A 25004-nucleotide genomic window follows, 5' to 3' on the forward strand; every position below is an offset into this window, starting at 1 on the left:
CCTGCCGTTCAGCGGAGCAGGACGACGCGTCCGGTGGTCGTGACCCAGCCGTCGACCGGCTGGTCGTGCGCGTCGCGCGGCAGGTCGGACTCGCTTGCCTCGCCCTCGTGCAGCAGCGTGATGACGAGCGCACCCGGCGCCCGGTGGAGCAGGGCCCGGTCGTAGCAGCCGCCGCCCTGGCCCAGGCGCGTGCCGTGGCGGTCGACCGACAGGCCCGGCGTCACGACGACGCCGCACGTGGCCAGGGCGTCCTCGCCGAGCCAGGCCGCGCGCTCGGCGTCGGTGGGCTCGCGCCGCAGCCGGCGCACGACCGACGCGTCGGCCCGCGCGCCGCGGACCGCGTGCCGCCACTGCAGCGCGTAGTCGTCAAGGACCACGGGTACGAGCACCTCGTGACCGGTATCCAGCAACTCCTCGACGAGCGGCCCGGTGGGCGGCTCGTCCGGCAGCGACTCGTACACGGCGACCCGCGCACCCGCGGGCACGAGCGGCAGGACGGCGCGCGCGAGCGCGGCGCCGGCGTCCTCGAGCCCGGCGGCGTCGAGCGCGGCGGCGACCGAGCGACGCCGGAGGCGGGCCGCGTGACGCACCTCACGTTTGTCCGGCCCGGTCACGTGCGGGCCCACAGCGGGCACTTCTCCTGCTCTCGGCTGCCGCACATGCGGCCCATCGTAAGGTGATGCCCATGAGTGACCAGGGGCTGCGCGCGTCGGTCGAGCTGATGGAGCGACGAGGCCTCGGGCCCGAGGCCATCAAGGTCTTCGAGTACTACTACGAACAGCTCGAGGGTGGCGCCCAGGGCACCATCCCGGAGGACTCCATCGAGCCGCTCGGGCAGGTCACCGAGCTGCGCAAGGTGTCGGTCACCGACGAGGAGGCGCGCAACGCGCTGTCCCAGACCGCCGTCATCAAGCTCAACGGCGGCCTCGGCACCGGCATGGGCATGACGGGCGCCAAGTCGGCCCTCGACGTCAAGGACGGCCTGACCTTCCTCGACATCATCGCCAAGCAGGTCCTCGCGCTGCGCGAGCGGTGGGACGTCGAGCTGCCGCTCGTGCTCATGAACAGCTTCCGCACCCACGACGAGTCGCTGCGGATCCTCGAGAAGTACGACAGCCTGCCCGTCGAGGGCCTGCCGCTCGACTTCATCCAGAACGCCGAGCCGAAGCTGCGCCCGGGCGACCTCACGCCGGTCCAGTGGCCCGAGGACCCCGAGCTCGAGTGGTGCCCGCCCGGCCACGGCGACGTCTACGTCTCGCTCGTCACCTCCGGCGTCCTCGACGCGCTGCTGGCCAAGGGCATCCGCTACGCGTTCCTGTCCAACTCCGACAACCTCGGCGCGACGTGCGACCCCGACGTCGCGGCCTGGATGGTCGAGCGCGGGCTGCCGTACGTCGCCGAGGTGTGCAAGCGCACCAAGAGCGACCGCAAGGGCGGCCACCTCGCGGTCCGCCGCTCCGACGGGCGGATCGTGCTGCGCGACACCGCGATGGTCGCCGAGGGCGAGGAGCGCTACTTCCGCGACATCCGCCGGCACAGCACCTTCAACGCGAACAACGTGTGGATCGACCTCGAGGTGCTCCGCGAGCGGATGACCGCCCGCCAGGGCGTCCTCGGCCTGCCGATCATCGTCAACCACAAGAACGTCGACCCCGCCGACCCCACCTCGCCCGAGGTCATCCAGATGGAGTCGGCCATGGGCACGGCCATCGAGGTGTTCGAGGGCAGCGAGGCGATCCTCGTGCCGCGCACCCGGTTCCGGCCGGTCAAGACGACCAACGACCTGCTCGTCATCCGCTCCGACTTCTTCGCCCTCGACGAGAGCTTCCACGTCGTGCAGACCGCCGAGGGGCCCGAGCCGTACGTCGACCTCGACTCCGCCTACCGGTTCGTGCCCGGCTTCGAGAAGCGCTTCCCGTACGGCGTGCCGTCGATGAAGGAGTGCACGAGCCTGCGCGTCATCGGCGACCCGGTGTTCGGGCGCAACGTCCGGTGCGTCGGCGAGGTCCTCATCGACGGCTACCGCCGCGTCCTCGACGACGCCGTGCTCGGCGAGCCCGTGGTCGCCACGCCGGAGCCGGTCGAGGGCCGCGGCGACGTCCGGTCGGTCGACGAGCACCTGCGCGCCATCCTCTCGACGCTCGAGCCGATGCCGAGGGAGTGGACGCCGCTCACCGAGTCGCTCGGGCTCGTCGTGGCCCGCGACGTCCGCGCCCGCGTCGACCTGCCGCGCTTCGACAACTCCTCGATGGACGGCTACGCCGTGCAGTCCGCCTCGCTCGAGGGCGCCGACGCCGCTCCTGTCCGGCTGCGGATCGTCGGCGAGGTGGCCGCCGGCGACGACCCGGCCTTCGAGGTCGGGCCGGGGGAGGCCGCGCGCATCATGACCGGCGCGCCCCTGCCGGCCGGGGCCGACGCCGTCGTCAAGGTCGAGGACACCGACGCCGCCGCGTCCGGCGAGGTCGAGTGCCGCGCGTCCGTGGCGGCCGGCACCTTCGTGCGGCCCGTGGGCGACGACGTGCGCAGCGGGGCGGTCATCGTCTCGGCCGGCGAGGTCGTCGGGGCTCGCACCATCGCCCTGCTCGCGGCGTGCGGGTACGCCGAGGTGGAGGTGCACCGGCGCCCGCGCGTCGTCGTCATGTCGACCGGCTCCGAGCTCGTCGAACCCGGACGGCCTCTGGGAGCCGGGCAGATCCACGACTCCAACTCCTCGATGCTCTGGGCCGCGGCGGTGTCCGCCGGGGCCTCGGCCGAGATCCGCCAGGCCGTGGGCGACTCCGAGGACGAGCTGCTCGAGCAGCTCAACGTGGCGGTCAAGGACGCCGACATCGTCGTGACGAGCGGCGGGGTGTCGATGGGTGCCTACGACGTCGTCAAGAGCGCGCTGGCCTCGCGCGGCGTCGACTTCGTCAAGGTCGCCATGCAGCCGGGCAAGCCGCAGGGCTACGGGATGCTCGAGGCGCCCGACGGCCGGCGCGTCCCGATCTTCACGCTGCCGGGCAACCCGGTGTCCTCGTTCGTTTCCTTCGAGGTGTTCGTACGGCCGGCCCTGCGCCGCCTCATGCGCCTGACGCCGGAGAAGCGCCGGATGCGCCCGGCCACGCTCATCTCGGGCGTCACCTCGTTCGAGGGCCGGCGCCAGTTCGGCCGCGCCGTCGTGTCCCGCTCGGCCGAGGGCACGCTCGTCGCGGTGCCGGTGGCCGGCCAGGGGTCGCACTTCGTCGCCGACCTCTCGCGGGCCAACGCCCTGTTCATCGTGCCCGAGGACGTCACCGAGCTCGTCGCCGGCGAGGTCGTCGACGTCCTGGTGCTGGACCGGGAGGGCTGAGGTGGCCGCGGACCCCGACGCGACCCCCGGCGTCCCCGACGCGTCCGACGCGCCCGGTGGGCTGACGCACGTCCGCGCGGACGGCAGCGCGCACATGGTCGACGTCTCGGCCAAGGCCGTCACCGCGCGCGAGGCGAGCGCGGCCGGACGCGTCCTGCTCTCTGCCGCAGCGGTGTCCGCGCTCCGCGACGGCGTCGTGCCCAAGGGCGACGCGCTCGCCGTGGCCCGCATCGCCGGCATCCAGGCGGTCAAGCGCACCCCCGAGCTCATCCCGCTCGCGCACCCGATCGCGGTGCACGGCGTCGCGGTCGACCTCACCGTCGCCGACGACGGCGTCGACGTCACCGCCACGGTGCGCACCGCCGACCGCACCGGCATCGAGATGGAGGCGCTCACGGCCGTCGCCGTCGCCGCCCTCGCCCTCATCGACATGGTCAAGGCGGTCGACAAGCACGCCCGCATCACCGACGTCCGCGTCACGGCCAAGTCCGGTGGCCGGTCGGGGGACTGGCATGAGTGACGCGTCGGCGATCGGCCGCGGCCGGCGCGCCGTCGTGGTCACGGCCTCCACCCGGGCCGCCGCCGGCGTCTACCCCGACCGGTCCGGACCGGTCATCGTCGAGCGGCTGCGCGCGTGGGGGTTCGAGGTGGGCCACCCCTTCGTCGTGCCCGACGGCGACGAGTTCGGCTGGGAGCTGCGCGACGTGCTCGCGAGCGAGCCCGACCTCGTGCTGACCACCGGCGGCACGGGCCTGACGCCCACCGACGTCACGCCCGAGCAGACCGCGCCCCTCCTCGACCGCCTCGTGCCGGGGGTCGCCGAGGCGATCCGGGCGGCCGGCGTCGCCAAGGGCGTGCCCACGGCGATGCTCTCGCGCGGGCTCGTCGGTGTCGCGGGGCAGACCTTCGTGGCCAACCTGCCCGGCTCGCGAGGCGGGGTCGTCGACGCCCTCGACGTGCTCGAGCAGGTCCTCGGACACGCGCTCGACCAGATCCCCGGCAGTGACCACTGACCGGCCCGGGCCTCGGCGTGTGCAGCCGTGTCGGCAGCCGTGCCTGCGGCCGTGCCTGCAGCGAGGCTCGCGATGAGGATGCCCTGGCGCCCGGCGCGTGACGGCCGGGCCCGCTGGCCGGTCGTGCTGCGCGACGCGTCGGCCGAGCCCGCCGTCCTACTGCGCCCGCTCGTGGCGGGCGACGAGCGGGAGTGGCAGTGGGTGCGCCGCGAGAACGCCGACCACGTCAAGCCCTGGGAGCCGACCCTGCCGCCCGGTGCCGACCCGCGGGCTCCCGTGTCGTTCCGCGACTTCGTCCGCGAGCTCGACGCCGAGGCGCGCGCCGACCGCGCGATGCCGTGGGCCATCGAGGTCGAGGGGCGCATCGTCGGGCAGGTCCACCTCTTCGGGATCGTCCGCGCGGCGCAGCAGTCGTGCGCCGCCGGCTACTGGGTCGCGCGCGGGGTGACGCGACGCGGCATCGCGACGCGCGCGCTGGCCCTCGCCATCGATCACGCGCTGGGCCCGGCCGGCCTGCACCGCGTCGAGGTCAACATCCGCGTCGACAACGAGCGCTCGCTCGGGGTGGCGCGGCGGCTCGGGCTGCGCGACGAGGGCGTCCGGGAGCGCTACCTCCACATCGACGGCCGGTGGCGCGACCACCGCTCCTTCGCCGTGACGCGCGAGGAGCTCGAGGGCGGCACGCTGCTCGACCGTTCGTCACAGGTGTAACACCAGCCTCTTGCGCGACACGCCACGAATGTGCAGGGCGTGCGTGCACGGCGCCCCTACCGTGGGGTCCGTGCCAGTCAGCAGCCTCATCTTCGTCGTCATCGTGGCGATCTGGGCTGCCTACCTCGTGCAGCACTGGATGCGCCGCCGCGAGGACGCCGCCGCCAACCGGTCGGTCGACGGGTTCTCCGAGGCGATGCGCGTCCTCGAGAAGCGCCCCGTCCTGCCGACCGCCGAGCCGCGCACCCCGCGCCCGCACTCCTACTCCGTGACCCCGGCGCGCACCGCCCGGCCGACCGTCGACGTCAAGCGGGCCGTGCCCGCCGGTCGGCGCCAGTCGCCGCTCGTGGCGCGTCGCACCGAGGAGCACCTCGAGGAGTTCCACGTCGAGCACGAGGTCGGCTACGACGCACGTCCTGACGCTCCGCGCGAGCAGGCCGAGCGGCCGGCCCGTCGAGTCTCCATGGCGCAGAGGCGGATTCGCGCCGTCGTGCTCCTGGCAGCCATGCTGTGGATCCCGGCGTCGATCGGCCTGGCCGTCACGGGGGTCCTCATGTGGATCTCCGTCCCGTTCGCGGTGCTCACGGTCGTCGCCGTGCTCGTGTGGCTGCGCACCGAGGCCCAGCACGACCGCATCCGCGCCGCGGCCGCGCGTCGGGTGCGCCGCGTCCGTGGCTCGCGTTCGCGCGTCGCCGACGAGCCGGTGCTGACGGCCGACGACACCCAGGTCATCCAGTCCACCGCGGGTGCCACGGCGTCCGCGGCCACGCCGGTGCGTGGCACGCGCACGCCGCTCGGCGTCGACCGCGTCGTCATCCCGGCCGTCGAGGCCGCCGCCCCCGAGTCGGTCGAGGCTCCGGTCGGCGACCGGGTCTTCGACGTCCAGGCCGCCGCCACGGGCGCCGTCCCGGTCGCGTCCGCGGGCGTCGCCGTCGCGGCCGGCGCCGAGGCCGGCGTCCACCCCACGACCGACGCCGGTGCCTCCGAGGGTCTCGAGGCCGCGCAGGAGCTGCCCCCGGGCAGCTGGAGCCCGGTGCCGGTGCCCAAGCCGACGTACGCGCTCAAGGCCAAGGCCGAGCCGCGCTACACCGAGGGCGGCATCCCCGCCGACGTGTTCGACACGCCGGAGTTCGCCGACGAGGCCGAGGAGCTCGACGACCGGGCCCTCTTCGCCCGTCGCGCCGCCTCGCAGTAACGCGCCTCTCCCGCCCGGCCCCGGAGCGCTCCGCCTGCGCCCGACGCGACGCGTGACGCGTGAGGTTTCGTGCTCACTCGATGGGTGGGGTGCGGGGTGATGGGTCACGGTGGCCTGTTGGCAGTTGCCGCATGCCCGGCAATATGACAACTTGGTTGTCATGAATCGGGTCGAGGCCGCCTACGCCGTCCTGCGTCACGTCCGGCCGTTGCACCAGTACTCGGCCCGCGCCGTCGCGGACCTGCTCGAGGGCACCGACCTCACCCTCCCGCTCCGGGCGATCCTCGTCCTGCTGCTCGAGGGTGGCCCGCAGACCGTGCCGGACCTCGGCCGCGAGCTGCTCGTGACGCGTCAGGGCATCCAGAAGGTCGTCGACGAGGGCGTGCGCCTCGGCCACCTCGAGCTGCGCGACAACCCGGCGCACGCCCGGTCGCGCCTCGTCGGGCTGACCGGGCACGGCCGCGCCACCCTCGCCGACCTGCAGCGCGCCGAGGGCGCCAACCTCGAGGCCGCCACCTCCGGCATCGACCCGGAGGACCTCGCGCGGTGCGCCGACGTGCTCGCCCGGCTCACCGACGGCGTCCGGCGCATCGCCGGTGCGGACGCCCACTGGCTGCACCCCGACGTCGCGGCCGCCGACCGCGCCCGCGACGACTGACGCCGGTACACCGACCCGAGCCATCCGACCAGACCGTCCCACCCACCTGCTCGCACCACTGACAGCCCACAGGGAGTGACCCATGCACCGCCTCGACCTCGACCACGGCCACCTGACCTACACCGACACCGGCGAGGGCGAGCTCGTGCTGCTGCTCCACGGTGGCGGCGTCGACCACCGGATGTGGGACGACCAGGTCGGTGTCCTCGCTGCCGCCGGCCACCGCGTCGTCGTGCCCGACCTGCGCGGCCACGGCGAGGCCTCGACCCTCGACGTGCCGAGCCGGCACTGCGACGACGTCGCCGCGCTCGTGCGACAGCTCGACGCCGGGCCGGCCGTCCTCGTCGGCCTCTCCATGGGTGGCGGCGCCGCCACCGACACCGCTCTCGAGCACCCGGCCCTCGTGCGGGCCCTCGTCGTGAGCGGCACGGCCACGAGCGTCCCGACCTTCACCGACCCGTGGGTGCTCGGCATCCTGCAGGAGTGGCAGCGGGCGATCGCCGAGCGCGACGCCGCGGCCTACGTCGAGGCCAGCCTCGCCTTCTGCGCCGGCCCGACGCGCACCCTCGACGAGGTCACGGGCGACACCGTGCAGCGGTGCCGGCAGATGCTGACCGACACGCTGAGCCGTCACGCGAGCCCCGACGCCGTCATGCCCGAGCCGGTGCGCGACGCCGAGGCCCGGCTCGGTGAGATCACCGTCCCGGTCCTCGCGCTGTGCGGCGGGCTCGACTCGCCCGACCACCGCGACATGGGCCGCCGGCTCGCCGCGGGCGTGCGCGACGGCCGGTACGCCGAGGTGCCGGGGACCGCCCACTACCCGAACCTCGAACGCCCCGACCTGTGGGACGCCGCCGTGCAGGACTTCCTGACGGCGTCGCTGGCCGCGACGCGCTGAGCCGAGGTTCGCGGCGGCCCGGTGCTCCGGCGCCGGGCCCTCAGGCCTGGGCTGGGGTGCTGCCCTCGTCGGCGGCGTGCTCGAGCTCCCCGTCGAGCTCGGCGCGCGACTCGCCCGAGAGCAGGTGCTTGCCGACCGCGTTCGAGACCGCCGCGAACGGCACGGCCACGAGGGCGCCGACGATGCCGGCGATGATCGACCCGCACGCGATGGCCAGGATGACCGCGAGCGGGTGGACGCTGACGGCCTTGCCGAGCAGGAACGGCTGGAGCACGTGCGACTCGAGCTGCTGCACGCCGATGACGACCGCCAGCATGATGATCGCGACCGCCGGCCCGTGCGCCACGAGGGCGAGCAGCACCGCGACCGCGCCCGACAGCAGCGCGCCGACGATGGGGATGAAGGCCAGCAGGAACACGAGGATGCCGATGGCGAAGGCGAAGGGCACCTTGAGGATCGCCGCACCGACCGAGATGCCGATGGCGTCGACGAGGGCCACGATCATCGTGGCGCGCACGAACGCCGACAGCTGGCCCCAGGCGACGATGCCGGAGGAGTTGACGCGGTCGCGAGCCGCGTGCGGGAACAGCCGCACGATCCAGCCCCAGATGCGCGGCCCCTCATAGAGGAAGAAGAAGAGCGAGAAGAGCGCGATGAACAGACCCGCGATGAAGTGCGTCGCGGTGAGCCCGACCGCCGCGGCGGTGTCGCCGAGGTTGCCCGACTGGCTGACCTTCTCGCGGACCGTGTCGAAGTACTCGTCGAACTGGGCGTCGGTGATGTTGAACGTCGTGCGCACCCAGTCGCGGATCTGGCCCATGCCGGTGGCGACCTGCTTGGTCAGGTCGGAGAACCCGGCCGTGAACTGCGTGCCGACGAGGGTGAACAGCCCGCCGATGACGATGATGGTGCCGAAGACCGTGATGCCGGCCGAGGCACCCGTGGGCAGCTTCCGGTGCAGGCGCGCGGCCAGCGGGTGCAGCAGGGCCGTGAGGAGCACCGCGATCGCGACGGGCACGACGACCTCGGACACACCACGCAGCACCATCGCGAGGGCGTAGAGGGCGACGCCGATGAGCAGCAGCCGCCACGACCACTCGCTGGCGGCCTTGACGCCGGCAGGGACGGCGGAGGGGGAGGCGTCGGCACGTACGTTGTCGGTCACGTGCACACCGTATGCTGCCGCGCCGCACCAGCGGTGGATGACCGCTCCGTCAGCGGCGCAGGTCCCGCACGACGGTCGTCTCGCCGGAGTGGTGGGTGACCGTCACGTCGCCGAAGGTGAGGTAGGTCGTGGACCGCTCGCCGGGGGCCCGGTAGAACGAGCTCGTCGTGGCGAGGGCGATGCCGAGCAGGGCCAGGCAGTCGCCGTCCTCGGCGGCGAGGTGCAGGTGCTCGGTGCGCAGCAGGTCGTGACCGTGCTCGATGCCGTAGTCGAGCAGCCGGAGCGAGTCGGCCTTGACGGCCGGCAGCACGCTGTCGTTGGCCCAGCTCCACAGCCACGTGCCCGGGCGGTGGGCGTAGCTGCCGAGCAGCTGGAACGGCGCCGTCGCGACCCGGTCGGGCCAGGTGAAGGTGATGAGGCCGGTCTCCTGGTCGAGGTCGTAGCGGTCGGCCGAGCCGAGGCCCCACCCGAGGTTCGCGGTGGTGGCGCGCTGCGCGAGGTCGTTGCCGTGGTTGAGCAGCTCGTTGAGCTCGCCCTCGAGGGCGGCCGTGACGGCCGGGTCGGTCTCGTGGGGTGCGGTGCCGGCCTCGGGCTCGGGCTCGGGCTCGCGGCGGCGGCTTAGCCATGACATGTGCGGCATCCTGCCAGCCGCCGGCCCGTGCCGGGGCGCCTACGCTCGGAGGATGACCGATGCCGCGCCTGCCGACCTGCCGACGCTCGCCGTGACCGGGGCCACCGGGTGGCTCGGCGGCCTCGTGGCGCGCGACCTCGCCGGCCGTGGCGTCGCCCAGCGACTCCTCGTCCGCGACGCGTCGCGGGCCCCCGACCTGCCCGGCACCGTCGTGCGCGAGTGCACGTACGCCGACGGCGACGCCGCCCGGGCGGCCCTCGACGGCGTCGACACCCTGTTCATGGTCTCGGCCGCCGAGAACGCCGACCGGCTCGCCGAGCACCGGGCCTTCGTCGACGTGGCGGTCGCGGCCGGCGTCGGGCACGTCGTGTACGTCTCCTTCTTCGGGGCGGCACCCGATGCCACCTTCACCCTGGCGCGCGACCACGCCGCCACCGAGACGTACCTGCGCGAGTCGGGCCTGGCGTGGACCTTCCTGCGAGACAACCTCTACCTCGAGTTCGTGCCGCACATGGCCGGCGAGGACGGCGTCATCCGCGGGCCCGCCGGCGACGGCCGGGCGGCGGTCGTCGCGCACGAGGACATCGCCCGGTCGGCGGTCGCCGTGCTCCTCGACCCCGCGGCGCACGCGGGCGAGACGTACAGCCTCACCGGCCCGGAGGCACTAACGCTCACCGAGGCGGCCCGCACCTTCAGCGAGGTCACCGGGCGGCGGGTGAGCTTTCACGACGAGACGGTCGAGGAGGCCTACGCCTCTCGCGAGGTGTACGGCGCCCCGCCGTGGCAGGTCGACGCGTGGGTGTCGACGTACACGGCGATCCGGGCCGGCGAGCTCGACGGGGCCACCGACGACGTCGAGCGGCTGACCGGGCGTCGGCCGGTGTCTCTGCGGGAGTACCTGGAGCGCGAGAAGCACTGAGCCACCAGCGTTCCCGGCGGTCCGGGGCTGGTTCGGCTCAGGCGTCCCGGCCGACGAGCTCGGCGGTCTGCCGGGCGATCGCGAGCTCCTCGTTGGTGGGCACGACGGCGACGACGACCGGCGAACCGTCGGGCGAGATGACGCGAGCCTGCCTCGACCGGGCGCCGTTGCGGGCCCGGTCGACCGCGATGCCGAGCCCCTCGAGGCCCTCGGTGACCGCGGCGCGCAGGGCGACGCTGTTCTCGCCGATGCCGGCGGTGAAGACGAGGACGTCGATGCCGCCGAGGATCGCCAGGTAGGCGCCGATGTAGTGCCTGAGGCGGTGGACGACGACGTCGAAGGCGAGCCGGGCGTCGGCGTCGCCGGCGGCCAGACGGTCCTCGAGCTCGCGGAAGTCGTTGACGCCGCTGAGGCCCAGCACCCCGGACCTCTTGTTGAGCAGGGTGTCGACCTCCTCGAGCGTCAGCCCGGCCTCGCGGCCGAGGTAGGCGTGCAGGCCGGGGTCGACGTCGCCGGAGCGGGTCCCCATGACGAGCCCCTGCAACGGGGTCAGGCCCATCGACGTGTCGACCGCGACGCCGCCGCGCACCGCCGAGGCTGAGCAGCCGTTGCCGAGGTGCAGGACCACCTGGCGCAGCTCGCCGACGGGGCGGTCGAGCAGGTCGGCCGCGGCCTGCGAGACCCACTGGTGCGACGTGCCGTGGAAGCCGTAGCGGCGGATCGAGTGCCGCTCCGCGAGGTCGGCGGGCACGGCGTATGTCGACGCCTCGGGCGGCAGCGAGGAGAAGAAGGCCGTGTCGAAGACGGCGACGTGCGGCACGTCGAAGTGCTCACGAGCCGCTTCGATGCACGTGACGGCCGCCGGGTTGTGCAGCGGCGCAAGGGCGCTCAGCTCGCGCACCCGGTCCAGGACGGCGTCGTCGATGACGACCGGCTCGGAGAAGCCCGGGCCGCCGTGGACCACCCGGTGCCCGACGGCGCGCAGCCGCACGGCTGCCAGGTCGACCCCGTCGGCGCGGAGGTCCGTAGCCATCTGCTCGAGCGCCGCAGCGTGGTCGGCGACGCCGCTGCCCGCCTCGCCGATGCGCTCGACCGTGCCACCCGCCTGCTTCTCACCGGTCTCGGGCACGACGAGCTGGTACTTCAGCGACGACGACCCGGCGTTGAGCACGAGCACGGGTTGGGTGGCGTCGGTCATGCCTGCTCCTGCTCCGGGGACTGCGAGGACTGCGGGGTCTGCTGGGCCTGGACGGCCGTGATGGCCACCGTGTTGACGATGTCGTCGACGAGCGCGCCGCGCGAGAGGTCGTTGACCGGCTTGCGCAGGCCCTGCAGCACGGGGCCGATGGCGACGGCGTGCGCGCTGCGCTGGACGGCCTTGTACGTGTTGTTGCCGGTGTTGAGGTCGGGGAAGACGAACACCGTGGCGCGCCCGGCGACGTCCGAGCCCGGCAGCTTGGCCCGCCCGACGGCCGGGTCGATCGCGGCGTCGTACTGGATCGGCCCTGCGAGGGCCAGGTCGGGGGCGCGTTCGGTGACGAGCTCCGTTGCGGCACGGACCTTCTCGACGTCGGCGCCCGACCCGCTCGAGCCGGTCGAGTAGGACAGCATCGCCACGCGCGGCTCGATGCCGAACTGGCGGGCGGTCTGGGCCGAGGAGACGGCGATGTCGGCGAGCTGCTCGGCGGTGGGGTCGGGGATGACGGCGCAGTCGCCGTAGACGAGGACGCGGTCGGCGAGGCACATGAGGAAGACGCTCGAGACGGTCTTGACGCCGTCGCGCGTCTTGACGAACTCGAGGGCAGGACGGATCGTGTGCGCCGTCGTGTGGACGGCCCCGGACACCATGCCGTCGGCCAGGCCGAGCTGGACCATCATCGTGCCGAAGTACGACACGTCGGTGACGACCTCCCGTGCCTTCTCGAGGGTCACGCCCTTGTGGGCGCGCAGCCGGGCGTACTCGGAGGCGAAGCGCTCGACGAGGTCGGGGTCGGTGTTCGACACGACGCGCGCCTCGTCGAGGTCGAGCCCGAGCGTCGAGGCCCGGGCGCGCACGGTCGTCTCGTCGCCGAGGAGCGTCAGGTCGGCGACGCCGCGGCGCAGCAGCACGTCGGCGGCCTCGAGGATGCGGTCGTCGCCGCTCTCGGGCAGCACGACGTGGCGACGGTCCGAGCGGGCCTGCTCCATGAGCTGGTACTCGAACATCAGCGGGGTGCGCACGGGGGAGGCCGAGACGTCGATGGCGGCGAGCAGCGCGGCCTGGTCGACGCCCTCGGAGAAGAGGCGCCGCGCCACCTCGATCTTGTTGCGCGAGGACCGCGTCATCGGCCCGAAGACGCGGGCGGCGCGGGCCGCGGTCGTCATCGTGTCGGCGTCGGTCAGCGCGATCGGCAGGTCCTGCTGCACACCGGCCGACAGGCGCACGATCGCCTCGGGGAGCTCGTAGCCGCCGGTGAGGATGATGCCCGCGAGGCTCGGGAACGTGCCGGACTGGTGGGCGAGCAGCAGCCCCGGCACGAGGTCGGTGCGGTCGCTCGGGGCGATGACGGTGACGTCGGTGCGCAGCCGCGGCAGGACGTTGGGCAGGCTCATCGCCGCGACGACGAGGCCGAGGCTGTCGCGGTCCGTCCACGCCTCGGTGCCGAGGACGAGCCGGGCCCCGGTGGCCACGCTGAGCTGCCGGAAGCTCGGCGCCCGGAGGAGCGGGTTCTCCGGCAGGGCCGCGGTGACGGCGAAAGGCAGGTCGGCGAGGGCCGCGCGCACGGCGTCGACGTCGTCGGGCTCGACGCGGTTCGCGATGACGGCGACCGGCTCGGCGTGGTTGGCGCGCAGCTCGGCCAGGGCGCCGTCGGCGGCGACGCGCACCTGCTCGGGGGACCGGTCGCGGCCGTGGACGACGAGGACGACGGCCGAGCCGAGGTTGGCCGCGACACGGGCGTTGAACGACAGCTCGGTGCCGGTGGAGACGTCCGTGTAGTCGGATCCGAGCACGAGCATCACCTGGAAGCGGCTCGCGAGCCGGCCGAAGCGCTCGACGATGGCGTGCAGCGCCTCGTCGGGGTCGTCGTGGGCCTGGGCGTAGGTGACGCCGAGGGTCTCCTCGTAGGTCTGGTCGGTGCCGGGCTGGGCGACGAGCATCTCGACGACGGTGTCGACCTCGTCGTCGGGCCCGGTGCCGCCGAGCGTGGTCAGCGGCCGGAAGATGCCGACCGACCCGACCTCGCGCACCAACGCGTCGAGCAGCCCGAGGGCCACCGCGGACTTGCCGGTGAGGCCCTCCGGTGAGGCGAGGTAGACGCTGCGGCTCACGCCCCGAACCTAGCCGGTCGTCCGCGTGCGGGAGCGGCGGGCGGGTGGGATGTCGCGGAGCGGCGGCACCGGAGCGGCGTCGAGGCGCTCGAGCAGGGCGACGGCGTCGTACGGGGCACGGCCCTGGATGTCGTTGTCGCAGTAGACGTACACGTCGTGGCCCTCGTCGGCCCACGCACGGCACTGGCGGGCCCATCGGTCGAGGGATGCGTCCGAGTAGCCGCCGGAGTACAGCTCGGTCTCGCCGTGCAGGCGCACGTAGCGGAAGTCGCTCGTCGCGTCGCGCATCACGGGGAATCGTCCAGCGGTGTCGGCGACGACGAGCGCGACGTCATGGCGGGCGCACAGGGAGCGGGCCGCGTCGGTGTCGAAGCTCGGGTGACGCGGCTCGAGGGCGTGCCGGACGCGTCGGTCGGCGTCGGTGCTCGTCAGCGCGTCGTCGGCGTCCAGCTTGTCGTCGTGGCGGCTGGCGAGGTCGGCCAGCTCGGTGGTCGTGCGCGGCAGCAGCTCGAGGAAGGCACCGAAGCGGTCGGCGTCGAAGGCGACCCGCTCGGGCAGCTGCCAGAGGAAGGGGCCGAGCTGGTCGCCGAGCGCGAGCACGCCGGAGGCGAAGAAGTTCGCGAGCGGCGTCTCGACGTCGCGCAGCGCCTTGAGATGGGTGATGAACCGGCCGCCCTTGACGGCGAGGTCGACCGACGGCGGGACGGCCTCGCGCCAGCGCACGTACGACGTGGGTCGCTGCAGCGAGTAGAACGAGCCGTTGAGCTCGACCGAGGTCATCCGCTCGGCCGCGTACGTCAGCTCGAGCCGCTGCGGCAGGCCCTTCGGGTAGAAGTCGCCGCGCCACGACGGGTAACGCCACCCGGAGACCCCGACGTGGAAGCGACCCATGCCGCCACCGTACGCGTCAGGCACCCCGCGGGGCGTACATGATGACCGCGACTCCGACGAGGCACACGAGCGCGCCCGCGACGTCCCACCGGTCCGGCCGGAACCCGTCGACGACCATGCCCCAGAGCAGCGACCCCGCCACGAACACGCCACCGTACGCGGCGAGGATCCGCCCGAAGTGGGCGTCCGGCTGCAGCGTCGCCACGAAGCCGTAGAGCCCAAGCGCGACCACGCCTGCACCGATCCAGGCCCAGCCGCGGTGCTCGCGGACCCCCTGCCAGACGAGCCACGCGCCGCCGATCTCGGCGAGGGCGGCAAGGGCGAAGAGCAGCAGCGAGCGGGCCACGGTCATGTCCTGATCCTGCCCGAGCCACGGCCCGGCCCGGGGCCCAGGGGCAGGACGGGGGGAGCCTGGGGAACCTGGGGAGCTGAGGGGACTCCGTCGCCTCCGCTTCGCTCCGGCTCCTCCTCGAATCGGGGGCCAGCTCCATCGCACAGCAGAAGGGCCGCCACGGAGTGACGGCCCTTCTGCTGTGTGGTGGAGCTGAGGGGATTCGAACCCCTGACCTTCTCATTGCGAACGAGACGCGCTACCAACTGCGCCACAGCCCCTTGGTGCGGAAGGAACGATAACACTCGCCGCGTCGACGCATCCAATCGGTCTGGCACCTCGCTGGACCTCCACTGCTGCCGCCGTGTCGTCGCGCGCAAGCCGACCGGTGACAGCCGGTCACCCAGCCCTTCGCAGAGCGCCCGTCGGCCGGGAGGCGGCTGACCGAATCATTCTCCGCTGCAATCGAACTCGATGTGGGTAACCGTTGATCTGCCGACCCGAGAAGCGTAGAATCGAACACATGTTCGAAGGCCAAGAGCTTGGCGGTGCTGGGGTGGTGAGCCGCCTGGAGGCGGGTACTGCCGCCCTGCAAGCCGAGCTCACGGGCCTGGCGCCGGAAGCGCTCGACGACGCGTCGCTCGTCGACGGGCTCGCCGCCCTCGAGGTCGCGAAGGCCGCGTGCGCGGCGGCCCAGGCGCGCCTGACCGAGCGGTTGGTCGAGTCCCGCGCGCAGGCCGCGCGACGCCTGCGGCACGAAGCGCGCGCGTGCGCGGACGCCGGCGACTTCGACGGCTGGGTCCTGGCGCGCGACCGCGCCCGCACGCTCGAGCTGGAGCCCGAGGCGCCCGGCACGCTGGGACCACGCCCACGGGCTGCGTCGGGCGGCGACCGTGACGGCGCCCGCTCCCGGTCGGCCCGGCGTCTGACGCTTTCACGCACCGGCCTCGCGGCCGAGGTCGCCCTGGCCCGTCGTGAGTCGCCGGCTCGGGGCTCACGCCTCGCCACGACGGCCGTCGCGCTGGTGCGCCACCTGCCTCGCACGCTCGAGGCCCTGTCGGCCGGGGTCCTCAACGAGCGACGTGCCGAGATCGTCGTCCGGGTCACCAGCCACCTCCAGCCGTCCGTGCGGTCGAGGGTCGATGCCGAGGTGGTCGGCGCCCACCTCGACCCCGCCGACGCGGCTGCCGGGGTCGGCGGCTGGGGCGACCGCGAGCTCGAGCGCCGCGTCCGTGCGTGCGCCGACCGGCTCGACGCCGAGGCGGCCGTCGAACGGTGCCGCATCGCCGAGGCGGAGCGACGCGTCACGATCCGACCCGTCCCCGACACGATGGCACTCGTCACCGCGCTGCTGCCGGTCGCCGAGGCCGTCGCCGTTCATGCGGCCCTGACCCGGGCCGCCATGTCGGCCAAGGCTCTCGGCGACGAGCGTGGCAAGGGTCAGGTCATGGCCGACACGCTCGTCGAGCTCGTGACCGGGCAGGCGACGGCCGTCGACATCCCGGTCGAGGTCCAGGTCGTCATGACGGACCGCGCCCTGCTCGCCGGTGACGAATCCCCGGCCCACGTGCCCGGCTACGGTCCGGTTCCCGCGGGTTGGGCCCGCGACCTGCTGTCCCGTGCTGTCCACTCCCCGTCCGACGCGTCGCGCTGCGGTGGCCAGGGCGGCCAGGGCGACTCGGACGGCTCGGACGGCTCGGCAGACGCGGTGTCGCCGAGGACGGCCAAGGTGTGGGTCCGGCGGCTGTTCACCCACCCCCGCTCCGGCACCCTCGTCGCGATGGAGAGCACGCGTCGCCTGTTTCCGGAGGCTCTGCGCCGGTTCGTCGTCGCCCGCGACGGCACCTGCCGCACCCCGTGGTGCGACGCGCCGGTGGCCCACCTCGACCACGTCGTCCCGCATGCGAACGGCGGGGCGACGAGCGCCACGAACGGCCAGGGCCTGTGCGTGCGGTGCAACATCGTCAAGGAACAACCCGGGTGGCGCTCTCGCGTCGTCGAGCCTCCACCCGTCCACGGCGACGACCCGCCCCACACGGTCGAGACCACCACCCCCACCGGACGGCGATACAGCTCGACCTCCCCACCGGTCCTGCCGCTCACCGACCGAGGAGAAGGGCCATCCCACGCGCAGGCGCCGAGGCGACCGGCGGCGACGAGCCAGGTCGTGGTCCTCGAGCTCTACCGCACGGTCGAGACCGAGCTGGCCGGCTGATCGACCGGACCGATCGACCAGCCGGCCGCGCCGGCCCGAAACCGGACCGGCGATGCCGGACGCCGCGCCGGAGGGGTTCGACGCGGCGCCCGGAACTCATGGCCGGAAGGTCAGCACGAGGGCCGCCCACGTCCCCGACGTGGTGCCGTCGGCCCGGAAGGTGCCGGTCGACGTCGGCAGCTGGTAGGCCCGGCCGAGGTTGGTGCTGCCCGTCGCCTGCGGGGTCAGCCCCGTCCAGGCCGAGGTCCACGTCGGGTTGCTCGAGGAGGTGAACGAGGCCACCGCCCCGAACACGACCTCGCGGGCCGCCCTCGTCGTCTGGGTCGAACCGGACGAGAAGGACCGGTTCGTGCCCGTGGCCGACGCAACGCGGTCGACCTGGCTGACGCCCACCAGGTCGTCGGCGACCATCCGGTAGGTCGTCGCGCTCGGGAACGTGACCGTGATCCTCGCTCCGGTGGGCAGCGGCGCGATCGCCTGGGCCGTGAGGACGACGAGGCGTCCGCCGCTGACCGTCACCGACCGCGCCACGGTGTAGGTGTTGCCGGCGGTGTCGGTCGCGGCGACCGTGCCGTTCGTCGACTGGGTCCGCATCTGCAGGGTGAGGACGACGGTGTGGTTCTGCTGGACCGTCGTCGTCCCGGCGAGCGTGAGGACGCCACTGGTGCTCGTCGACGTCGACGAGACGGTGCCGATGGTCCCGACGTAGCCGGGGAGCGGTGCCGTCACCGTCACCGTCCGCTGGGCGGTGCTCGTGAGGCCCGAGGTGTTCCTCACCGTCACGGTCACCGTGTAGCTGCCCGCGGTCGGGTAGGTGTGGGTGGCCGACGACGTGGCCGAGGCAGCCGTCGTCGTGCCGTCACCCCAGGCGAAACCGTAGGTGAGGCTCTGGCCCTGCGGGTCGGTCGAGGCCGACGCGTTGGCCGTGACCGTCACCGGCGCGGTGCCGCTGGACGGCGTCACCGTCAGTGCAGCCGTTGGCGCCTGCGGTGCCGTCACCGTGACCGAGCGCGACGCCGTCGCGGTCTTGCCGGACGTGTTGGTGACGGTCACCGTCACCGTCCGGGTGCCGGCCGTCGCGTAGGTGTGGGTGGCCGTCGCGGTGGCCGAGGCGGCCGTCGTCGTGCCGTCACCCCAGGCGAACCCGTAGGTCATTGTCTGCCCCTGCGGGTCGGTGGAGGCCGACGCGTCGGCGGTGACCGTCACGGGTGCCACGCCGCTCGAGGGCGTGACGGTGAGGGCCGGCGTGGGCGGCAGGATCGGCGCCGCCACGCTCACGGTCCGCGTGGCGGTCCCGACGAGTCCGGACGTGTTGGTGGCCGTGACGGTCACCGTGTAGCTGCCGGCGGTCGTGTACGTGTGCGTCGCGGTGGTGGCGGCCGACGCCGTCGTCGAGCCACCGTCGCCCCACGAGAACGCGTACGTCAGGGCCTGGCCCTGCGGGTCGGTCGAGGCCGACGCGTCGGCCGTGACGCCGACCGGCGCGGTGCCACTCGACGGGGTGACCGTCAGGGCGGCCGTCGGCGGCCGGATCGGCGCCGACACCGTGACCGTGCGCTGTGCCGTCGAGGTGCGACCCGAGGTGTTGCCCACCGTGACGGTGACGGTGTAGCTGCCCGCCGTCGAGTACGTGTGGGTCGTGCTGGGCAGCGACGACGCCGCCACCGTGACCCCGTCACCGAAGTCGAAGGCGTACGAGAGTGCTTGTCCCTGTGGGTCGGTCGAGGACGACGCGTCGGCCGTGACGCCGAGCGGAGCCGTGCCGGTGGAGGGCGTGACGGTGAGCGAGGCCACGGGCGGCAGGATCGGCGGTGTGACGGTGACGCCGCGGCTGTCGGTGCCGGTCAGGCCCGACGCGTTCGTCACGGTGACCGTCACCGCGTAGCTGCCCGCCGTCGAGTAGGTGTGGCTGGCGCTCGCCGTCGTCGACGCGGGCACCGTCGTGCCGTCACCGAAGTCGAACGCGTACGAGAGTGCCTGTCCCTGTGGGTCGGTCGAGGCCGACGCGTCGGCCGTGACGGCGAGCGGTGCGGTGCCGCTGGACGGGGTCACGGTCAGCGCCGCTGTCGGCGGCTGGATGGGTGGCGGCGGCGTGTCGGCCGTGACGGCCCGCTGGGCGGTCGCGGTCAGCCCCGACGTGTTTGCCACCGTCATCGTGACGGTGTAGCTGCCCGGGATCGAGTAGGTGTGGCCTGCCGTGGCCGTCGCCGACGCCGGCACGGTGGTGCCGTCACCGAAGTCGAAGGCGTACGAGAGTGCTTGTCCCTGTGGGTCGCTCGAGCCCGACGCGTCCGCCGTGACCACGAGGGGCGCGTCGCCGCTCGACGGGGTCACGGTCAGCGACGCCGACGGCGGCTGGAGGGGTGGTGGCGGCCCCGAGACCGTGACCGACCGGGTGTCGGTCGCGGTCAGCCCCGACGTGTTCGTGACGGTCACGGTGACCGGGTAGGTGCCGGCGGCTGTGAACGTGTGGTTCGCGGTGGCCGTCGCGGAGGCGGTCACGCTGGTGCCGTCACCGAAGTCGAAGGCGTACGAGAGCGCCTGTGCCTGCGGGTCGGTCGAGGCCGACGCGTCTGCCGTCACGTCCAGGGGAGCGGTACCGGTCGACGGCGTGACCGCGAGCGTCGCGACCGGCGGCTGCACCGGTGGCGGCGGCGTCGTGACGGACACCGTCCGTGCCGCGCTGTCGCTGAGGCCCGACGTGTTGGTGACCGTGACGGTGACCGTGTAGCTGCCGGGCGTCGAGTAGGTGTGGTTCGCCGTCGCGGTCGTCGACGCGGGCACGGTGGTGCCGTCACCGAAGTCGAAGGCGTACGAGAGCGTCTGCGCCTGTGGGTCGCTCGAGGCCGACGCGTCGGCCGTCAGCGACAGCGGCGCGTCACCGCTCGCCGGTGTCACCGAGAGCGCGGCCGTGGGCGGCACGACGACGGGCGGGTTCGACGTGGTCACGGTCGCCGTCGTCGTCGTGCTCAGGCCGCTCGTGTTGCGGACCGTCACCTTCGCCGTGAACGTGCCGACGGCGGTGTACACGTGCGACGCGGTGGGCGAGGGCTGCGCGGCCGACGTCGAGCCGTCACCGAAGTCGAACGCGTACGTCAGGGACTGGCCCTGCGGGTCGCTCGAGGCCGACGCGTCGGCGGTGACCGACAGCGGCGCGGTGCCGTTGCTCGGCGTCATGACGAGGCCGGCCGTGGGCGGCTGGACGGGCGGCGGCGGTGCGGCCACGGCGACGGTGCGGCTCGCGGTCCCTGTGAGGCCGGAGGCGTTGCGTGCCGTCACGGTGACGGTGTCCGTGCCGGCCGTGTCGTAGGTGTGGGTCGCCACGGCGGAGGCCTGACCGGTGAGGGTCGTGCCGTCGCCGAAGTCGAACGTGTACGTCATGGCCTGGCCCTGCGGGTCGGTCGTGGCGGACGCGTCGGCGCTCACGAGCAGCGGCGCGGTGCCGCTCGTCGGCGTGACGCCGAGGGCCGCGACCGGCGGCTGGACCGGCGGCGGCAGGTCGGGCTGGAACTCGTAGGCGCCCAGGTCGTCGTAGAGGCGCGGGCCGGCCGCGAACGTGTTGGTGACGTTCGGGTCGCGCACGCGCGGGGCGCCGAGGATGTCGGCCGCCTGCGCACCGGGCACGCCGCTGTCACCACGGTCGATGGCGGGCGAGCCCTCACGCAGGGTGAGGTCCCACGCGCCCGGGTCGGTGAACTTCGCATCGGCCTGGATGCCTGCGGCCTCCTGGCCGGAGACGGTGCGCATGGCGGCGAGGCTCGTGTACGTCGTGCCCCACGCGTACATGACCCCGGTCTTGCTGAGGTAGACGAGGTTGTGGTCGACGAGCGTGCTGTTCTGGGCCCCGTCCCAGACGCCGATGTTGCCGGCGCGCCGCGCACAGCTGATGCCGGCGTACGCGGGGTAGACGGCGTTGTCGACCGCGATGTTGTTGGCGATCCGGTAGCTGCCCGAGGAGGCTCCCTCGAGGTTGATGCCGCTCGTGCAGTTGCGGAAGACCGTGTTGCCGACGATGGTCCCGCCGGTCACGTTGAGGTCGTCGATGCCGTGGTCGCCGTTGTTGTACGTGACGTTGAGGGTGACGAGGTTGTTGTTGCCGCCGGTGTAGAGCTGGATGCCGGAGTCCTCGTTGTCGTGGGTCACGTTGGACGAGATGACGTTCCCCGGGCTCGTGACGTTGATGCCGTTGGCGTTGCGCTGCCAGCCCTGGGCGTTGAAGCTCGACTGGTTGTTCGTCACGGTGTTGCCGGTCGAGGTGTTCGTGACGTAGATGCCGGTGTCGCTGTTGTGGTTGGTGTTGTTGTCGGCGACGAGGGAGTTGTTCGTCGTGCGGATGCTGATGCCGGGCGCCGTCGCGCTCTGCGCCGGACGTCCGGCGTTCGTGACGGTGTTGCCACGGACCGTGATGTGGTCGCTCTTGGTGACGTAGATGCCGTCGCCGGTGGTCCCGGTGAAGGTGAGGTTGGACAGGGAGATGTAGCTCTTCGTCGAGATGTACGCGCCGTTGGTCACGCCGGTGCCGATGACGGGGTTGCGCCCGGGCCAGCTCGTGATGGTGATGGGGGCGCTCGCGGTGCCCGACGCGGACGGCTTGATCGTCTCGGCGTACGTGCCGTCACCGATGTAGAGCGCGTTGCCGGCCTGGAGGCGGCTGACGCCCTTGGTCACGGTGCAGAACGGGGCGCTCGCCGTGCCGTTGCCCGCGTCGCTGCACACCGGGCTGGTCTTGTCGACGTAGTAGTCGGTGGCCACCGGGATCACCGGCGGGGTGCCGATGACGTACTCGTCGATGACGCTGCCCGCGGTGCACGTCATGTCGTCGCGCGAGGCGGCCTCGTCGCACACGGCCTGCAGCTTGAGGCCGGTGCTGCCGACGTCGACCCGCATGTGCGACAGGTGGAAGGTGCGGAAGGCGGTGCGCGGGTCGGTGCTCGTCCACGGCGTCTCCGCCGAGGACGGCGCCCCGACGGTCACGTGGGTGACGCCCTGGATCGGCTGGAAGCGCTCGTAGTCGTGGGAGTGGCCGTTGATGTTGAGGACGTACTTGCTGTAGGTCTGCCCGAAACCGTCGAGGATCGAGGCGATCCCGGTCTCGCCCGGGTGGTAGCCGGTGGAGTACGCGGGCCGGTGGCCGTAGGTGACGATGTACTTGATGTTCGGGTCGTCCTGGGCCTGGCGCATCAGCGGGCCGGCCTTGGACTGCCAGTCGCTCCAGGCGCCCGTCCACGGCTCCGGGTAGGCGATGAAGCGCACCGGACCGGCGTCGAACCAGCCCCAGTCGTTGCCCCCGGAGGAGATCGCCGGCGACCCGGGTGACGCGGCCGCGTGCGGCATGAGCAGCCGGCCCTTGTAGTTGCGCAGGTCGTCCGAGCCGGCGACGTCGTACTCGTGGTTGCCCCACGCGGGCATGTAGGCGGCCCGGGTGCTCCAGCGCATGACGTCGTTGAAGTGCTGCGCGACGGCCGAGAGCGAGGAGCTCGTCCCGTTCGCGTACGTCAGGTCGCCGACCATGAGGACGAACGACGGGTCGTCGGCACTGATGTTGTCGAGGGTCGCCCCGAGGTGGGAGAAGTGCACGCTGTCACCGACGTCGCCGATGGCGTCGAAGCGGAAGCTCGAGCTCGCGGAGGGAGGCGCGTGGAAGGTGTAGTCCGGTCCGCCGCCGATCGAGTAGTGGTACTCCGTGCCCGGCACGAGGCCGCCCAGCTCGAGCTGCCAGAAGGGCCCGGTGGAGTCCCACGGCGTCCACCCCGGCGCCACGCCGGTGGCGGTCTGGCCGTAGTCGGTCGACGTGCCCCAGCGGACGTCGTTCGCCGTGCCGCGCCAGTCGATGGCCACCGACGTCGACCCGGTGAAGGTGTAGTGCACGTTGTCGACGGCGGTGTCGGCCCAGCCCGGTGAGGCCGGTGCCCCCACGAGCAGCGCCAGCGCGGCGACGACGGCGGGCGGCAGGACCCGGGCCAGCCACCGACCGCGTCGGCGGGGGCTTCGGGCAGGAGACAGCGGCGACCCCACGTTCATGGCCCGACGCTAGGGACGCGTCGGGCCCCGTACGACCGGTCCGCGGCGGAGGGCCGACTACGTCATCGGCTGTAGCCCCTCAGACAGCCCCTCAGACCCAGCTGGGGAACCACATCCGCGCCTGCCACTCCGACAGCGGTATGACGTCGGCGACGTAGATCGGCAGGAAGAAGGCGAAGAGGGCCATCGTCAGCAGGACGAACCCACCGATGACACCGAGGCCGACGCGTCGGCGCGTCGCCGACGCGTCGCGCCCGCCCATCACCAGGCCGAGCACGTACACGCAGGCGAGGACGACGAACGGCACGAACGCGACCTCGTAGAAGGAGTAGATCGTGCGGTTGCCGAGGAAGAACCACGGCAGGTAGCCGGCGAAGAGGCCGCAGAGGATCGCCCCGGCGCGCCAGTCGCGCCGCAGCGCCCACATGAAGAGCAGGACGAAGATCGCCAGCGTCGCCGTCCACCAGATCGAGACGGTGCCGATCGAGGTGATCGCCTTGCTGCACTGGTCGACGAGGCAGCCCTCCGCGCCCTTCTTGGGACCCTCGTAGAAGAACGACGTGGGACGGCCCTGGATGAGCCAGGACCACGGGTTGGTCTGGTACGGGTGCGAGGACGTGATCGCCTGCGTCGAGGCGTACATCTGCTGGTGGTAGGCCCACAGCGACCGCCACCAGTCGGGCAGCCAGGCGTAGCGGGTGTCGGGGTTGTTCGCCGCCCAGGTGCGGAACGAGCCGCCCTGGGTGAGGATCCAGCCGGTCCAGCTGGCGACGTACGTGACGACCGCGGTGCCGACGACCTGGACGAAGGCGAACGGCCCGTCCTTGACGAGGGCGCCGGAGAACCAGCGGCGCACCCCCGCTGCACGGCGCGCGCCGACGTCCCAGAGGACCGTGAGCAGGCCGAACGCGACGACGAAGTAGAGGCCCGACCACTTGGTGCCGGCCGAGAGCCCGAGCATGACGCCGGCCACCCAGCGCCACGGTCGCCAGCCCAGCCACGGCCCGAGCCGTGTCGTGGCGGCCCGGGGTCGGTCGCCGACCTTGCGGGCCAGCACCTCGCGCGCCCGGTCGCGGTCGATGAGCAGGGCCCCGAAGGCGGCGAGGCCGAAGAACATGACGAAGATGTCGAGCAGGCCGGTGCGCGAGTGGACGAAGTGGTGGCCCTCGAAGGCGAGCAGGGCGGCGGCGACGGTGCCGAGCAGGTCGGAGCGGAAGAGGCGGCGCGCGATGCGCCCGAGCATGAAGATCGAGATCGTGCCGGCGAGGGCGACGGCGAAGCGCCACCCGAAGGAGTTGAGGATGCCGAACGGCATCTCGCCCCACCCGATGAGCCACTTGCCGACGGGCGGGTGCACGACGAAGTCGCCCTCGGTGCCGTAGACCATCGGGTCGTTGGCGGTGAAGTGCTGGTCGACCTGGTTGGCCTGCTGCAGCACCTCGTCGTTCTTCATCTCGAACCAGTACAGGACCATCGACCAGCCCTGCTTGACGTAGTACGTCTCGTCGAAGACGAGCTGGTGCGGCGCCCCGACGTGCCAGAAGCGCATGAAGCCGCCGACGATCGTGAAGAACAGGGGGCCGGCCCAGCCGAGCCACGCGACGCGTCCGGCGACCCGACGCGTCAGGCGGAAGTCGTCGGCGGGGTCCCCGAGCAGGCGGACGCGCACCTGCCGGGTCGAGTTCATGCGCGCCATCGTATGCAGTGCGGCCGCACGGC

Annotated in this window: 18 protein-coding genes and 1 tRNA gene; 9 read left to right on the forward strand and 10 right to left on the reverse strand. The window is 73.0% G+C overall.

What is annotated here, in order from left to right:
* Positions 1 to 8 precede the first annotated feature (8 nt).
* Positions 9 to 590 carry a 5-formyltetrahydrofolate cyclo-ligase gene (locus BIV28_RS04015; RefSeq protein ID WP_242652756.1) on the reverse strand — a complete coding sequence of 194 codons (582 nt, stop codon included), beginning with the start codon at positions 588 to 590 and terminating at the stop codon, positions 9 to 11.
* Between the two features lie 95 nt (positions 591 to 685).
* On the opposite strand from BIV28_RS04015, the gene BIV28_RS04020 reads away from it, so the two are divergent.
* From BIV28_RS04020 to BIV28_RS04050, 7 genes are all read left to right on the forward strand, one after another.
* Positions 686 to 3328: a UTP--glucose-1-phosphate uridylyltransferase gene (locus BIV28_RS04020; RefSeq protein ID WP_076259533.1), complete on the forward strand. Its 2643-nt coding sequence runs from the start codon at positions 686 to 688 to the stop codon at positions 3326 to 3328.
* A 94-nt stretch (positions 3329 to 3422) separates the two neighbouring features.
* Complete coding sequence (moaC, locus tag BIV28_RS04025) at positions 3423 to 3848, forward strand: cyclic pyranopterin monophosphate synthase MoaC (RefSeq protein WP_242652770.1); 426 nt, start codon at positions 3423 to 3425, stop codon at positions 3846 to 3848.
* The gene (locus BIV28_RS04030) at positions 3841 to 4341 is read left to right on the forward strand and encodes a MogA/MoaB family molybdenum cofactor biosynthesis protein (RefSeq protein WP_076259536.1); all 501 of its coding nucleotides are present in this window, start codon (positions 3841 to 3843) and stop codon (positions 4339 to 4341) included. Before moaC ends, BIV28_RS04030 begins: the two co-directional genes overlap by 8 nt.
* A gap of 51 nt (positions 4342 to 4392) precedes the next feature.
* Positions 4393 to 5052 carry a GNAT family N-acetyltransferase gene (locus BIV28_RS04035; protein ID WP_242652757.1) on the forward strand — a complete coding sequence of 220 codons (660 nt, stop codon included), beginning with the start codon at positions 4393 to 4395 and terminating at the stop codon, positions 5050 to 5052.
* Positions 5053 to 5122: 70 nt separating this feature from the next.
* Positions 5123 to 6247 carry a hypothetical protein gene (locus tag BIV28_RS04040; RefSeq protein ID WP_207555762.1) on the forward strand — a complete coding sequence of 375 codons (1125 nt, stop codon included), beginning with the start codon at positions 5123 to 5125 and terminating at the stop codon, positions 6245 to 6247.
* A gap of 160 nt (positions 6248 to 6407) precedes the next feature.
* The gene (locus BIV28_RS04045) at positions 6408 to 6905 is read left to right on the forward strand and encodes a MarR family winged helix-turn-helix transcriptional regulator (protein WP_076259539.1); all 498 of its coding nucleotides are present in this window, start codon (positions 6408 to 6410) and stop codon (positions 6903 to 6905) included.
* A gap of 82 nt (positions 6906 to 6987) precedes the next feature.
* On the forward strand, positions 6988 to 7803 hold the full coding sequence (locus tag BIV28_RS04050; RefSeq protein WP_076259541.1) for an alpha/beta fold hydrolase: 816 nt from the start codon (positions 6988 to 6990) through the stop codon (positions 7801 to 7803).
* Between the two features lie 40 nt (positions 7804 to 7843).
* Here BIV28_RS04050 and BIV28_RS04055 read toward each other — a convergent pair whose 3' ends face one another.
* Together BIV28_RS04055 and BIV28_RS04060 are read right to left on the reverse strand one after the other, a co-directional pair.
* Positions 7844 to 8968 carry an AI-2E family transporter gene (locus BIV28_RS04055; RefSeq protein WP_242652758.1) on the reverse strand — a complete coding sequence of 375 codons (1125 nt, stop codon included), beginning with the start codon at positions 8966 to 8968 and terminating at the stop codon, positions 7844 to 7846.
* Positions 8969 to 9017: 49 nt separating this feature from the next.
* Positions 9018 to 9599, reverse strand: a complete 582-nt coding sequence (locus BIV28_RS04060) for a DUF6882 domain-containing protein (RefSeq protein WP_083707019.1) — start codon at positions 9597 to 9599, stop codon at positions 9018 to 9020.
* 52 nt (positions 9600 to 9651) lie between these two features.
* Between BIV28_RS04060 and BIV28_RS04065 the strand changes: the two genes are divergently transcribed.
* A complete protein-coding gene (locus BIV28_RS04065; protein ID WP_076259545.1) occupies positions 9652 to 10518 on the forward strand; it encodes an SDR family oxidoreductase in 867 nt (288 codons plus the stop codon).
* Positions 10519 to 10555: 37 nt separating this feature from the next.
* Here BIV28_RS04065 and BIV28_RS04070 read toward each other — a convergent pair whose 3' ends face one another.
* The 5 genes from BIV28_RS04070 to BIV28_RS04090 all read right to left on the reverse strand — a co-directional run bounded on the left by BIV28_RS04070 (position 10556) and on the right by BIV28_RS04090 (position 15330).
* Positions 10556 to 11716 carry an acetate/propionate family kinase gene (locus BIV28_RS04070; protein ID WP_076259547.1) on the reverse strand — a complete coding sequence of 387 codons (1161 nt, stop codon included), beginning with the start codon at positions 11714 to 11716 and terminating at the stop codon, positions 10556 to 10558.
* Positions 11713 to 13827: a phosphate acetyltransferase gene (pta, locus tag BIV28_RS04075; RefSeq protein WP_076259549.1), complete on the reverse strand. Its 2115-nt coding sequence runs from the start codon at positions 13825 to 13827 to the stop codon at positions 11713 to 11715. The genes BIV28_RS04070 and pta overlap by 4 nt, the downstream gene beginning before the upstream one ends.
* 9 nt (positions 13828 to 13836) lie before the next feature.
* Positions 13837 to 14718: a DUF72 domain-containing protein gene (locus tag BIV28_RS04080; RefSeq protein ID WP_083707020.1), complete on the reverse strand. Its 882-nt coding sequence runs from the start codon at positions 14716 to 14718 to the stop codon at positions 13837 to 13839.
* A 16-nt stretch (positions 14719 to 14734) separates the two neighbouring features.
* On the reverse strand, positions 14735 to 15070 hold the full coding sequence (locus BIV28_RS04085; RefSeq protein ID WP_076259551.1) for a YnfA family protein: 336 nt from the start codon (positions 15068 to 15070) through the stop codon (positions 14735 to 14737).
* Positions 15071 to 15254: 184 nt separating this feature from the next.
* Positions 15255 to 15330, reverse strand: a tRNA-Ala gene (locus BIV28_RS04090).
* A gap of 242 nt (positions 15331 to 15572) precedes the next feature.
* Here BIV28_RS04090 and BIV28_RS04095 point away from each other — a divergent pair.
* The gene (locus tag BIV28_RS04095; RefSeq protein WP_083707021.1) at positions 15573 to 17264 is read left to right on the forward strand and encodes an HNH endonuclease; all 1692 of its coding nucleotides are present in this window, start codon (positions 15573 to 15575) and stop codon (positions 17262 to 17264) included.
* Positions 17265 to 17360: 96 nt separating this feature from the next.
* On the opposite strand, the gene BIV28_RS04100 is transcribed toward BIV28_RS04095, so the two are convergent.
* A complete protein-coding gene (locus BIV28_RS04100) occupies positions 17361 to 23285 on the reverse strand; it encodes a PKD domain-containing protein (protein WP_076259555.1) in 5925 nt (1974 codons plus the stop codon).
* A gap of 91 nt (positions 23286 to 23376) precedes the next feature.
* Positions 23377 to 24972: a dolichyl-phosphate-mannose--protein mannosyltransferase gene (locus BIV28_RS04105; RefSeq protein ID WP_076259557.1), complete on the reverse strand. Its 1596-nt coding sequence runs from the start codon at positions 24970 to 24972 to the stop codon at positions 23377 to 23379.
* Between the last annotated feature and the right edge of the window lie 32 nt (positions 24973 to 25004).

The organism is Intrasporangium flavum, assembly GCF_001956915.1.
In the GTDB taxonomy this organism is placed as follows: Bacteria; Actinomycetota; Actinomycetes; order Actinomycetales; family Dermatophilaceae; genus Monashia; species Monashia flava.